This window comes from Psychrobacter cibarius (assembly GCF_904845955.1).
Classification (GTDB): Bacteria; Pseudomonadota; Gammaproteobacteria; order Pseudomonadales; family Moraxellaceae; genus Psychrobacter; species Psychrobacter cibarius_B.
In genome coordinates, this window is sequence record NZ_CAJGYX010000002.1 from 652,797 (window position 1) to 665,570 (window position 12,774).

At 43.0% G+C, this 12,774-nt stretch carries 12 protein-coding genes and 1 pseudogene; 4 read left to right on the top strand and 9 right to left on the bottom strand.

All coding sequences use genetic code 11. From position 1 onward, the window contains the following. The first annotated feature begins 103 nt into the window (after nt 1-103). On the top strand, nt 104-988 hold the full coding sequence (gene tsf / locus JMV76_RS06215) for a translation elongation factor Ts (protein WP_201501996.1): 885 nt from the start codon (nt 104-106) through the stop codon (nt 986-988). A 212-nt stretch (nt 989-1,200) separates the two neighbouring features. Here the strand turns inward: tsf and JMV76_RS06220 are convergent, their stop codons facing one another. The 4 genes from JMV76_RS06220 to hflX form a co-directional block, all read right to left on the bottom strand. Continuing rightward, the gene (locus tag JMV76_RS06220) at nt 1,201-2,025 is read right to left on the bottom strand and encodes a lytic transglycosylase domain-containing protein (RefSeq protein ID WP_201501997.1); all 825 of its coding nucleotides are present in this window, start codon (nt 2,023-2,025) and stop codon (nt 1,201-1,203) included. A 406-nt stretch (nt 2,026-2,431) separates the two neighbouring features. Beyond that, nucleotides 2,432-3,121: an LrgB family protein gene (locus tag JMV76_RS06225; RefSeq protein ID WP_055125716.1), complete on the bottom strand. Its 690-nt coding sequence runs from the start codon at nt 3,119-3,121 to the stop codon at nt 2,432-2,434. Nucleotides 3,122-3,143: 22 nt separating this feature from the next. After that, entirely contained in the window at nt 3,144-3,578 is a 435-nt protein-coding gene (locus tag JMV76_RS06230; RefSeq protein ID WP_201501998.1) for a CidA/LrgA family protein, read from the bottom strand. A gap of 386 nt (nt 3,579-3,964) precedes the next feature. Next, nucleotides 3,965-5,428 (bottom strand): ribosome rescue GTPase HflX, encoded by a 1,464-nt coding sequence (hflX, locus tag JMV76_RS06235; protein ID WP_201501999.1) that lies wholly within the window; start codon nt 5,426-5,428, stop codon nt 3,965-3,967. 304 nt (nt 5,429-5,732) lie between these two features. Between hflX and JMV76_RS06240 the strand changes: the two genes are divergently transcribed. After that, on the top strand, nt 5,733-6,533 hold the full coding sequence (locus tag JMV76_RS06240) for a lysophospholipid acyltransferase family protein (protein ID WP_201502000.1): 801 nt from the start codon (nt 5,733-5,735) through the stop codon (nt 6,531-6,533). Nucleotides 6,534-6,702: 169 nt separating this feature from the next. Here the strand turns inward: JMV76_RS06240 and JMV76_RS06245 are convergent. Next, nucleotides 6,703-7,742: pseudogene (locus JMV76_RS06245) on the bottom strand (aldo/keto reductase). A 50-nt stretch (nt 7,743-7,792) separates the two neighbouring features. Continuing rightward, nucleotides 7,793-8,290 carry an FKBP-type peptidyl-prolyl cis-trans isomerase gene (locus JMV76_RS06250; RefSeq protein ID WP_201502001.1) on the bottom strand — a complete coding sequence of 166 codons (498 nt, stop codon included), beginning with the start codon at nt 8,288-8,290 and terminating at the stop codon, nt 7,793-7,795. Nucleotides 8,291-8,438: 148 nt separating this feature from the next. Between JMV76_RS06250 and JMV76_RS06255 the strand changes: the two genes are divergently transcribed. Continuing rightward, a complete protein-coding gene (locus tag JMV76_RS06255; protein ID WP_201502002.1) occupies nt 8,439-9,110 on the top strand; it encodes a DUF1294 domain-containing protein in 672 nt (223 codons plus the stop codon). 216 nt (nt 9,111-9,326) lie between these two features. Then, entirely contained in the window at nt 9,327-9,938 is a 612-nt protein-coding gene (locus JMV76_RS06260; RefSeq protein ID WP_201502003.1) for a glutathione S-transferase family protein, read from the top strand. A gap of 144 nt (nt 9,939-10,082) precedes the next feature. Here the strand turns inward: JMV76_RS06260 and JMV76_RS06265 are convergent, their stop codons facing one another. From JMV76_RS06265 to JMV76_RS06275, 3 genes are all read right to left on the bottom strand, one after another. Next, a complete protein-coding gene (locus JMV76_RS06265) occupies nt 10,083-11,297 on the bottom strand; it encodes an IS256 family transposase (protein WP_201501528.1) in 1,215 nt (404 codons plus the stop codon). Nucleotides 11,298-11,394: 97 nt separating this feature from the next. Then, entirely contained in the window at nt 11,395-12,234 is an 840-nt protein-coding gene (locus JMV76_RS06270; RefSeq protein ID WP_201502079.1) for an IS3 family transposase, read from the bottom strand. Next, complete coding sequence (locus JMV76_RS06275) at nt 12,222-12,743, bottom strand: helix-turn-helix domain-containing protein (protein ID WP_201502004.1); 522 nt, start codon at nt 12,741-12,743, stop codon at nt 12,222-12,224. Before JMV76_RS06275 ends, JMV76_RS06270 begins: the two co-directional genes overlap by 13 nt. Nucleotides 12,744-12,774 lie beyond the last annotated feature (31 nt).

The window sequence follows — 12,774 nt, forward strand, 5'->3', positions numbered from 1 at the left end:
CATGAGTGCTTCCATTACTATAAGAGCGATATAGTACCAATAGATAGCAAAGATATATCTCATAGAAATTAAGCACTCCCATACATAATAAAAGGTAACTCTTATGTCAGAAGTAAAAGTATCTGCCAAAATGGTAAAAGAATTGCGTGACCGTACTGGTCTTGGCATGATGGAATGTAAAAAAGCGTTAGAAGAATCAAACGGCGATGTAGAAACTGCCATTGATAACCTACGTAAATCTGGTCAAGCCAAAGCAGCTAAAAAAGCGGGTAACATTGCAGCTGATGGCGCTATCATCATCGCTCAAGGCGACAACAAAGCATTCTTGTTAGAAGTAAACTGCCAAACTGACTTCGTTGCAAAAGACGAAAATTTTACGGCATTTGCAGAAGCAGTAGCGAACATTGCATTAGAAAACAATGTGACTGACGTAGCTGCTATCGCTGAATTGCCATATGGCAATGGTCAGACTATTGAAGAAGCTCGTGTATCTTTGGTACAAAAAATCGGCGAAAACATCCAAGTACGCCGCGTTGAAGTATTAGAAGGTAGCAACCTTGCTTCATACCGTCATGGTCTACGTATTGGTGTTGTGGTATCTTTTGAAGGCGGCAACGCAGAGACTGGCAAAAACCTTGCCATGCATATCGCTGCGTTTAACCCAGTTGCGGTTGATGACGAAAGTGTAGATGCTGATTTATTAGCACGCGAAAAAGACATCATCGAAGCAAAAGCTCGTGAGTCTGGCAAGCCTGATAACATCGTTGAAAAAATGATCGAAGGTGGCCTACGTAAGTACCTAGAAGAAGTGACTTTATTGCGTCAGCCATACGTTATGGACAACGAGAAGAAAGTTGGTGATGTACTAAAAGCTGAAGGCGTAAAAGTACTTGCTTTCAAACGTCTAGAAGTTGGTGAAGGCATCGAGAAAAAGCAAGAAGACTTTGCTGCTGAAGTTGCTGCAACACAAGCACTGGCTAACAAGTAATTTTTAAATTTTGCTAAGAAGAATGGTGAGTGCTAAACTTTTTGGTTTGGTACTCGCCGATCAGCTTTATTATTAATCTTGTATCGAACTCAAAAAAATATGACAAGATAGATTATGAATTACTAGATAAAGCCTCTTAGCACAAAAAAGCCCGTTAATTATATTAATGGGCTTTTTTACGTTTGGATTCAACGGTTCATATAGTCTTCATTTTAGCGTAGCGCATCATATGCTGAGTTGGCATAGCTGGCACTATTGCTATTACTGCTGGTACCATAGCTGACGTTTTGTAAGCCGCTACTGAGACTAGGATTGGCGATTTGATTGCTAGCGTTCATGGTACTGCCTGATAGCCCTGAGTCGTTTTTATACAAGCTATGGTAACGGCTCATGACATTTTTGACATAGTTACGGGTTTCTTTAAAAGGCGGGATGCCGTTATATTTATCAACGTTACCTTCACCCGCATTATAGCCCGCAACCGCAAATTCTACGTTGTTATTAAAACGCTTCATCAGCCATGCAATATATTTAGCAGAGCCTTCGATATTATCTGCAGGATTCCAAGGATTGCTAACTTTGAAGCGTCGCGCAGTCGCAGGCATCAGCTGCATCAAACCTTGTGCGCCAACAGGTGAGCGTGCATTTGGGTTACATGCGGATTCGCTATGCATCATTGCTTTTATAAGCCCAGGATCTACGCCATGACGCTGAGCTGAGGCGCGGATATAACTGTCGTATGAGTTGCGGCTTCCACTACTGCTGGCAGAGCTACTACCGTAATTACTGCTGCTATTGTCACTACTACCGTCATACATTTTAGAATCTTTGTAGTAAGTGACTTTTACCTTTTTGGTGAATTTGTCAAAATTACCACTTGGATTGACGTTAGTGAGTAAGACTTGTCCGCCTTTGTCTTTGTAAATATACATATTACCTGCTTGAGCAGCAACAGATAGAGATAGACTGGATAGGGCGACAGCAGTCAATAAAACAGGAGACAAGCAGCGAGTCACTAAGGTTGTAACATTTATCATAGGGTTATCACTTTTCATCGAGTAATAGCAAATTGCTTTGCCTATAGGCGCGTCGTTCTGCGCATTTAAGCGGTTATCGTGCTGGTAGGATTTTATCGCTGTAAACGATATAGCACCCTAGCAAAAACCACGTCTAACTAGAAACCACTCGCATTGGATACAAAAAATAATAGTTGCTTACTATAACATATAATAACTTTTCGACGCATACGATTATCAGTACAAAGTATAAAAGTCATTTTTAATTTGTAAAAAAATCAACACACTACCGTTTTTGAGTACGTTGATTGAGTATCGGCTTTATTATTTTTAGGCGTATGTAGTACGTGAATATTCTGGTTGTGGCAATGAATGAATCGTGAGAAATAAAAGCTGTTTGGAGCACTGGAAAGTGATTTGAACAGGGTTATATAGAAAGTGCGCTGATAAAAATAGGCACCCAAACGGCGGTGACCAGCCCGTTTACTGCCAGTCCAAATGCCGCATAACGCCCAGCAGTGTGGCTAATTTGCCATGCTTCGACGGTACCAAAAGCATGTGCTGCCAACCCAAGTGCTAAGCCCTTGGCACGGTCATCATCTATACCGCGAAATAAAAAGCGCGCCAAAGTACCGCCGATAAGCCCTGAGACAATAATAATTAAGTTCGCCATGGCTAGTGGTGCTTTAATTAGATCTGCGACACTCAGACCGATGGGTGTGGTTACTGAACGCGTTGCGAAAGCGAGTATGGTGTCGTGACTTAATGAAAATAAATAAGCCAATGACATCGGTAGCAATGCACCAACCACGCTTGCAAGGATAACTATGAGAGTAAGCTTTTTGACTGGCAGACCTTTAAAGTTCATTGCTGCTAATGGTACTGCCAACAGTACGGTGACATATCCCAATAAGTGATCAAATACAGGCTTGGCAACATCGTAATAATCGTTGTAATCCCATTGTAGGATAAACAAAAATAAGAGAACAAGCGCCAACGCCGTAATCACCATCGGCAGCCATGAGAGCTTACGTGCCAGTACACGAGCAGTCACATGGGCGATTAGCGTTAATAATATCGCCGCAAAGGTTGCCACAAACACGTTATCAAAAGTCATTGCATTTCCTTGTTCATACAGCTCATAGCTTTCCTTTGTGCTCTTCAACGGTGGTGCTATCGATGCTAACATCGTGATTGAGCGAACGGTTGGCAAGTATGGCAAGTCCCCAAAGCGGTATGAGTGTGCTAATAATCATCGTCAGCATAACGCCCCACAGCTCATCACCTAAAGCAAATAGCAGTAAACCTGCACCTGCAGACACGGGCAAAAAAGCAAAACCGCTATCCACCAATAAAGTATTACTGGCTTGGGTGAGCCAACTGGGCAGCCCTTTAAGTAATCGCCATGCCATCAAAATAAAGAACATGGCGACCAATCCAACGATGTTGGCAGCCTTTTCTATTCCTGCTAATTGACAGATGATAACGGCTGATTCACGAACCACGATGACCATCGTGAGTGTCAGGACTAAGGCAAGCCATAGCGGCAAATGGGCGGAGTGAGTAGATTTCATGAGAAATACTGGCCGATTTAGAAAGAGATAGGATAGTAGCAACAAAATAGGTAACCGTACTCTAATGAGTGTGTTCTATATATCAATGATATTAATATTGGTTGAACCTATAGTCGATGATTATATAGAGAGTAGGCAAACTAATAAAGCTTATAGCATATCGTCAGTGCGATTATAAATAGCAACAGCGTTAAGCTCGCTTACTATAATGAGTGTATCATTTGCGCCAGGCTACCTTGTGTTCACTTTAAAAGACATAGACTATGGTAGCGCGTTTTCGTGATCGGGTAACCTATAAAATTTAATGCTATGTGCCAAAAAAAAGGATGATATCAATGGATATCATCCTTTTGTCTTTTATAAAGCTATTTTACAGATTTAGTCATTTATATTTTTGAGTCAGGAATTTCCACTTCTACTGCTAATTCCTCTGATTTGGCGGCTTCAGAATTGAGCGCATCAAACTCATCAAACGCTTTTTCTTCTGCTTCGGTCATCGTCGGCTCTTCAATCTCCTCAGGCTTTTCGAAGTCTTCAAGTACTGGCATCAATAACGTGGCTTGTGCTAATGGCAATACATCTAAAGGCTCTAAATTGGCCTGACCCAATAGCTGTCTTAGCGTATCGCTTGGCAAGCGAATTGTTAAGCACTCATGCCCGCTGTCATCGTAGCTCTCTTCCTGAATAACACCCAGCTCATATAAGGCGTTTTTTAACTGACCTGCATGATAAGGCAAGGTCAACTCAAAGGTGGTAAGTGTACCAGTCAATAGCTGCTGGACGGCTAACGACAACTCTTCCATACCTAGATTTTCTCTAGAAGAAACATAGACGCGATTGGGTTGTCCTTCGCTAGCATAACCAATATGTGCAGGCTCATCTGTCAAATCAATTTTGTTGTAGACATTGAGCACTGGTACATCATTGTCAATCTCTGCTAATACGTCTTTAACCGCCTGAATTTGCTCATGCATATCTTCACTAGAAGAATCGATAACGTGTAGCAATAAATCTGCTTCCAAGGTTTCTTCTAATGTCGCATGAAAGGATTCGACCAACTCATGCGGCAAATGACGGACAAAACCTACCGTATCGACTAAAACAACACGACCAACACCCTGCCAGTCTAAACGGCGTAGAGTAGGATCAAGCGTGGCAAATAGTTTATCTGCTGCATAGATATTCTCGTCGACCAAGCGGTTAAATAGCGTAGATTTTCCCGCATTGGTATAACCGACAAGCGAAATCGTCGGCACATCTGATTTTTGGCGGCGGGCTCGACCTTGCGCACGTGTCTGTCTGACTTTCTCGATTCTGCTTTTAAGCTGATTCACGCGCACTTGAAGCAAGCGACGATCGGTCTCAAGCTGGGTTTCGCCGGGTCCACGTAGACCAATACCGCCTTTTTGACGCTCCAAATGCGTCCAACCTCGTACCAAACGCGTCGATAAATGGTTGAGCTGCGCCAGCTCTACTTGTAGCTTACCTTCATAAGTACGGGCACGCTGCGCGAAAATGTCCAATATCAAACCTGTACGATCCAGTACGCGACATTTGACCAAGGCTTCAATATTACGCTCTTGTGATGGCGATAAGCTATGGTTAAATAAGACGATGTCCGCATCATGTTCGCGTACCAATTCTGCTATTTCTTCTGCTTTACCGCTACCAACGAAGTATCTGGCGTCGGGTCTTTGGCGTGAGCCTGTGACTAAAGCCAAACGATCAGCCCCTGCTGAGTCTGCTAACAGCTCAAATTCACCTAGATCATCAGGATCTTGAATTTGACGGATGTCCAAATGTACTATAATGGCGCGCTCGCCACCTTCGTGTCTTTCAAAATAATCCAAAGAGTATCACCTATTTAATAAAGTAAATATATCGCTATTATCCATTCAGTAAACGTCGATATAGCGTTCATATGACCATATATATGGGGTCTCATCACTTAATGTTAAAGCGTTCTAGCACAATTAACGATGGTTTTATGTTACAGCGTAAATGAAAACCATCGGCAAATCAGTGAACGCAGCAGAACTGGTTGAATAAACAGCAACTCAGTGAACAAATCGTCACTGACTGAATAAATTTTGTTATACTCATGGCGCTTGTTTACGATATATAATCATAAGTTTTTAACCACGAGGGACACAGATGAGCCAATCTAAGTCAGGCTTCTCACTCAGACAACAGTTGGGGCGCGGCAAACAAATTGCTGGCATGACCACCACTATCGCTGGTGGATTGCGCGCCGCCCAACGTATTGGCGCATTTAAGCAGCCACCACGCGAAAAATTACCACGCTATATTCAAGCCTTTTGCCGCAAAATGGCAGGCTCTTTTGGCGTCAAGGTTGTGGCAGTCGAGCGGGTAGAGCAGCACCACGGATTATGGGTATCCAATCATGTGTCATGGATGGATATCCCTGTGGTGGGTACATTGAGTCCTGCTTTTTTCTTATCCAAAGCCGAAATCGGTGAATGGCCTGTATTTGGTAAGCTGGCTCATGCAGCAGGCACGGTATTTATTGAGCGTGGTTCCGGTGATGCAGGGTCGGTCGCCGCCCAAATTGCCAATTTTTTGACCAAAGGTTTCTCGGTCATATTCTTTCCTGAGGCGACCACCACCGATGGCAAAAAAATCAAACGTATTCATGGTACTTTGCTACAAGCAGCCATAGATGCTGACGTGCCCGTACGCCCGCTAGTGATTGCTTATGTCAATAAAGACGGTACATTAAGTGAAGAGTTGCCTTACTATGGCAAGCTTACGATGAAAGAGAGCCTAAAAAAGGTACTCGATACTAAAGATGTGACCGCCTATGTATTGCCATTGGAGCCAATAGATCCAAAAGGCATGAGCAAAAGTGAGCTGACTGATTTATTACAGACACGTATGCAAGAAGGTTTGGCGGAACTGCATTCGCGAGTCTTAACGAAAGTCGCTAAAGTATAAAGCGCTGACAGCATAATAATTGCAAATATTCAACAGGCTCCAATAAAAAGGCGCAAATCGCTCAGTTTATAACTGCGATTTGCGCCTTTTTTTGTCGATTATAAATACGACAGCCTCAATGCGCTAAAGTCTGGTTTGCATCAGACCATGGTGTCACATCAAGCTAAAATTAGGGTGAAGGATTAGGATGCTGGGTATGCACCGCTTCAATCGCTTCCAATACTTCTGAGCTTAAGGTTAAATGGATACTATCGATGTTGGATTTTAGCTGCTCGATCGTAGTAGCGCCAATAATGTTACTGGTGACAAATGAGCGTGAGTTAACGAAAGCCAATGCCATCTGTGCCATATCTAAACCTGCATCCGCTGCAATTTTGGCGTATTGAGCAGTGGCTGATAGCGCTTGTTCATTGGTATAGCGCGCAAAGCGATCATACATCGTGAGTCGCGCACCAGTTGGGCGTTTGCCATCGAGATATTTACCAGATAAGACACCAAAGCCAAGCGGTGAATAAGCCAATAGACCTACATTTTCACGGTGCGTAATCTCGGCCATAGCGACTTCATATAAGCGATTTAGCAAACTATAAGGATTTTGCACCGTGATAGGAGAGATCAAACCATTTTTATCCGCCTCCCATAGATAGCGCATCAGTCCCCAAGCGGTATCGTTCGATAGTCCATAAGCGCGAATACGCCCTTTTTTAATCTCATCGTTTAACGCTTGAATGGTCTCTAGAAATGGCGTCAAATCATCTAATGGTTGCGATGCCATCTCTTCGGTATAGCCAAGCTGACTAAAAAATTCGCCTGACGTTCAGGCCAATGGAGCTGATAAATATCAATATAATCGGTCTGCAAACGCTGAAGATTGCCATCGATGGCGCTGCTAATATGTTCGGCATTAAAACGCGTTTGCCCATCACGCAAAAAATCCATCGGCGATATTTTGCTAGCAAGAATGACTTTATCGCGCTGTTTGGTTTTATTAAACCATGTACCCATAAAGCGTTCAGTATCGCCTTGCTTGTCCTTATCCGGCGGCGATGGATACATTTCCGCCGTATCCCAAAAATTCACCCCTTCGCTTAGCGCCATGTCCATTTGTTCATGTGCTTGGGTCTCGGTATTTTGCTGTCCCCATGTCATCGTGCCTAAACAAATCTTAGAAACTTTTTCATTGAGTTGTGGCAACATTTGATATTGCATATGAATGTCCTTTGTAAATGTATTTTTATAGCTGACAGTTTTTCAAGCGATTACATGAGCTTTATACCAGTGACACCAGGCGGGGTAACTTTAAAGATTTTTACTTTAAATAACAGGGATTGCCCGGCAAGGGGATGGTTAAAATCCACTTCGACTTGATCGTCATCGAGTGCACTAATCGTACCCGGCAGCGTGTTTTTGCCTTTGTCTTCGAACTCTACCATCATGCCGATTTCTGGATTATCAGCGATTAACGCAAACTGAGTACGGCTGAAATGTTGGATGTTGTCAGGATTCCAATCGCCAAATGCTTGCTCCGGCTTAAGGTGAGCAGAGCGCGTGTCACCTGCGCGCAGGTTCATTAATACCTGCTCAAAGCCAGGTAACAAACTTTCATCACCGATGGTGAGCGTCACAGGCGCATCACGGCTAAAAGTAGAATCAATCATCGTACCGTTCTCTAGTGATACTTCAAAGTGCAGCTTTACAAGGCTGCCAAAAGTGATACGGGTGTCTTCATTGGGAGTGATAAATTGTGAGTCGGTCATAGTCAACAGCCATTTATTACGGGATTAGGAATTGGTTTGGCAAATAATATAAGAAATGATAAGCCATCTTGGAGAGTATGTAAGCGTAAATAGTGTAACGCAAATAGTGTAATATATTTGGCAATTCTAAGAGTAGGCAGGGGTTTTTATGGTAAATAAACAACAAGGTCACATTAAAAAGTGGCAAGATGACAAAGGCTTTGGTTTTATCGAAACACAGAATGGTGATTCAATATTCTTTCATATCAATGAGTTTAAAGCGCGTCGTCGCCCTGAGGTCGGTGAGCCAGTTGTTTTTACATTTGGGCAGGACAATCAAGGGCGTATGCAAGCAAAAGATGTACAAGAGCTGAGCTTTGTGCAGCAAAAAATGGCGCAAAAAAATCAGAAAATCCGTCAGCGTAATCACAAACGTAGTATGCAAGCAGACTTTGAAGCAGGACAAAAGAAACGTTTGTTCCTTGGTGTGGGCTTTTATGGCGTATTAATCTTATTGGCCGCCATGAACAAGTTCAGCTGGCTGGTTGTGGGTTGGTACGTGGCCTTGGGTCTCATTACTTATATGATGTATGCCAAGGACAAAGCCGCTGCTCAGAATAATGATTGGCGCACACCTGAATCAACCTTGCATCTGCTAAGTGCGCTGGGCGGTTGGGTGGGCGCGATGGTTGCGCAAACGTATCTACGCCACAAGTCGCAAAAGCCTGAATTTCGAGTGGTGTATTATTTGACTGTCGTAATTAATATGGCTGGGTTATTGTTTATATTGGCAGGGGGAGGCTTGACATTTTTGCAAGAATTACTTGATTCTTTGGTATAAAAGCACTTGTTTGTTTATCATAGTGAGCGGTGCAGTTTTAATGTTTAATGCTTAGGTCTAAAATAAACAGCTGATGAAATATCAAAGTTTTATATCTTGAGTGGCTGGTTGCCGTACGCTGGTATTTTGTGCGAGTATGATGAATTGTACGCAATAAGCACGATTTTTCAGAATAAACCTTAAATGGATTTTATTAATAATAAAAGGCGAACGTAAGTGATTACTTTATACAAATACACCCATCCAAGTCGCGCTGAAACGGTCATTTGGGCATTGCAGGAGCTGGGCTTAGAATATGAGACCAAAGAAATAGATGGCAAAAAAGGAGAGCAGCGAAGTCCTGAGTTTTTAGCCGTTAACCCCTTTGGTAAAATCCCTACCATCACACATGAAGGCAAACACTTTACTGAGTCGTTGGCTATTATTGAGTATCTCAATGAGTTACACCCTGACAAACCTTTGACACCAAATACAGCAGATGAGAACTTCGCTGAGAAAAACTATAAACTTCGCCAAGTGATTTCATTTGGCATGATCGAGATTGAGAGTTATCTATGGATACTCACCAAAATCAAAGTATTAGACAATTATGAAAACTGGCCTGAGCGCACCGCTAACAACTGCATGAAGTGTATCCAAAAAGCCCTACCGATTGCTTATGCTTGGGTAGATGAGCAGGAGTATATAGCGGGGGAAAACTTTACGCTGGCAGACATTTATTATCAGCATTTGTTTTCATGGTTAAAGATGCTGGGCGTTGAGTTGCCTGAGCAGGTTCAAGATTATCTTGGAAAACTATCGAAGCGTGAGAAGTTTCCTAAGAGATAATCAATCATGAATGTAAGCTGTTGAGAGTGGCGTATAGGCACAATACTCTATGCTAACTAATAGCCTTTATCAGAAAAAATGATAAATAAAAAAGGTGGGTTACGACTGCGTAAGAGACCATCCCAGATTCTGTGTAACTGCCATTTAGATTAAATGCCTGCTGATACGATCATCAAACATAATCATAAAACGATTCAGAGCAGACGTCCAGTTACGGATTGGCATCGACCACTTTTTGGATGCCTGCTGGGTGGCTAAGTACACCACTTTGAATGCTGCCTGATCAGAGGGGAACACCTTACGCTTATTCACCGCTGTCCGAATCACGCTGTTTAAAGACTCAATAGCATTGGTGGTATAAATGGCTTTTCTGATGTCTTTAGGGTAATTAAAGAACACCGTTAAGCCCTCCCAGTTATTGCGCCAAGACTTGACCACGTGCGGGTACTCTGTGCCCCAAGTCTCATCAAAGTGTTCAAGATTGGCCTCGGCTATCTCAAGCGTATCAGCTCCGTAGATGGCTTTTAAATCAGCCGCTACTTTCTTCTTATCCGTCCATGGCACAAACTTCATTGAATAGCGCAGCATATGCACGATACACAGCTGAACCTGAGCGTTTGGATAAACGGTGTTGATAGCATCAGGGAAGCCCTTTAAACCATCGACACAGGCAATGAGGATATCTTGTACCCCGCGGTTTTGTAGTTCAGTGAGAACGCCTAGCCAGAACTTAGCGCCTTCATTCTCTGAGAGCCACATACCAAGCAGCTCTTTTCTGCCGTCGAGTCCCACGCCTAAGGCCAGATAGATCGCCTTGTTGATGATCTGCTTGTCTTGACGTATCTTCACGACGATGCAGTCCAAATAGACGATAGGATAAACACTGCTCAGCGGCCGGTTCTGCCAAGCGGTGATGTCCTCTAATATGTTATCGGTGACTCTTGAGACAAGAGAGCTTGAGATGTCGACATCGTAGAGCTCTTTAATGCTCTCTACGATCTCGGTGGTGGTTTGACCCTTGGCGTAAAGGAATATGATCTTGTCATCAAGGCCACTAATACGGGTTTGATGCTTGCGCACGAGTGTAGGTTCAAAGTCACCATGACGGTCTCTTGGGGTGGAGATCTCAAGATCGCCTGTGTCACTGCGGACGGTCTTTTTAGTGTGACCGTTACGCTTATTAGGTTTATCCGCCTTTTCATGCTTGGGATAGCCGAGATGGTCTTCCATCTCAGCCTCTAAGGCAGTATCGATAAAGGATTGCATGAGCTGCTTTTGGAAGTCTTTGATGTCATCAAAGCTTTTCATGCTACCAGCCATTTGCTCGGCCAGTTTTTTAATGTCAGATTGAGTAGTCATTGCTTATTCTCCGGTTAGTGGATTATAAGCAGTTACACAGTTTTTAGGAAAGGCTCCTGCGTAACTGAACTGAACCCCAAATGTTGGACGGTTTAGTTTATAACAAGGACTGAGTTCTGTATTGCACAGGACTCAGTCCTTTTAATTTAAGTTGAATACGCTCATGATTATAATAATGCATATACTCATGAATCTGTTTCTCTAACTGCTCAATAGTTTTCGGTTTCTCAATATAAATCGTCTCGCACTTCAGCGTACCGAAGAACCCCTCTATCAGTGCATTATCCAAACAGTTGCCTTTTCTGCTCATACTTTGCTTAATTCCATGCTGTTTAAGCGTCGTGCTAAACGGTTTCATTTGATAATGCCACCCTTGATCTGAATGCAGCATTAATCTTTTACCACGGCACGCCTTTGTCTTATCTAAAGCACTAGCTAGCATCTTACCAACTAAGTCATAAGTGGGTCTCTTTGAGAGCGTATAGCTGATGATCTCATTGTTATAACAATCGAGTATGGGTGATAAATACAGCTTATGATCACCCACCTTAAACTCAGTAATATCGGTGAGCCAGCGTGTGTTCGGTTTATCTGCAGTAAACTGGCGCTTTAAATAGTTCTTTGCAATCTTACCTTGTTGTCCTTTATAAGAGCGGTACTTCTGACGTCTTATCTTGGCGCTAAGCTTCATGTTACGCATCAGCTTAGCGATGAGCTTGTGGTTGTAATGACTACCTAACTGCTTTAGAGCCTCAGTGATTCTGCGATAGCCATACCTGCCTTTGTGCTGATGATACAGCTTAGCAATACGCTGTTTTAATTCAGTGTATTTGTCATCACGCTCAAGTCTTGCTCTATGATAGTAAAAGACACTTTTGGGCATACCAGCGGCTTTAAGTAAGTCAGATAAACAGCAGCGCTCTCTTAGTCCTTCGATGAGCCTTGCTTTTTCAAAGCTTGTTTCTTCTTCTGTTTGAGCAAGGCATCTAGCTTTTTTAGGTAGGCGTTCTCCGCACGTAGATACTCATTCTCACGCTTAAGCTCTGCTAAGCTCTTTTCATCATCTGGCTTGTCTGTGATAAATGGTTTGCTCATGGCGGTTCTACCTTTATGTTTAGATACGAGTCCAGACATACCCTGTAGTCGATAAGCTTTGTGCCAATGACTAATGAGCGCCGGTGAGCTGATGTTAAACTTCAGTGCCACCTCAGATTGACTTAAATCTTCTTTAAGCATGGTGGTTAGTACGTTAAGTTTAAACTCACTGCTGTATTTGGCCTTACTTGTCTTTGGCTTAATGGCATTTATGCCACCGCTTTGGTATTGCTTAACCCATTTGAGTACAAACTCTGGATTGACGTTAAACTTCTTAGCGGTGGCGTGACTACTATGGCCTTGCCGATAGTATGCGATGACTTGCATCTTAAAGTCTAGATCGTAACGCATAAAAATACCCCATAAGTTGTGTCCAACTTAT

Excerpts from the sequence above, each read along its gene's own strand:
- JMV76_RS06255 (WP_201502002.1), top strand. The coding sequence starts at position 8,439 with ATGGTAAATAAACAACAAGGTCACATTAAAAAGTGGCAAGATGACAAA.
- JMV76_RS06265 (WP_201501528.1), bottom strand. The coding sequence starts at position 11,297 with ATGACTACTCAATCTGACATTAAAAAACTGGCCGAGCAAATGGCTGGT.
- JMV76_RS06240 (WP_201502000.1), top strand. The coding sequence starts at position 5,733 with ATGAGCCAATCTAAGTCAGGCTTCTCACTCAGACAACAGTTGGGGCGC.
- JMV76_RS06230 (WP_201501998.1), bottom strand. The coding sequence starts at position 3,578 with ATGAAATCTACTCACTCCGCCCATTTGCCGCTATGGCTTGCCTTAGTC.
- JMV76_RS06220 (WP_201501997.1), bottom strand. The coding sequence starts at position 2,025 with ATGATAAATGTTACAACCTTAGTGACTCGCTGCTTGTCTCCTGTTTTA.
- JMV76_RS06225 (WP_055125716.1), bottom strand. The coding sequence starts at position 3,121 with ATGACTTTTGATAACGTGTTTGTGGCAACCTTTGCGGCGATATTATTA.
- JMV76_RS06275 (WP_201502004.1), bottom strand. The coding sequence starts at position 12,743 with ATGCGTTACGATCTAGACTTTAAGATGCAAGTCATCGCATACTATCGG.
- tsf (WP_201501996.1), top strand. The coding sequence starts at position 104 with ATGTCAGAAGTAAAAGTATCTGCCAAAATGGTAAAAGAATTGCGTGAC.
- JMV76_RS06250 (WP_201502001.1), bottom strand. The coding sequence starts at position 8,290 with ATGACCGACTCACAATTTATCACTCCCAATGAAGACACCCGTATCACT.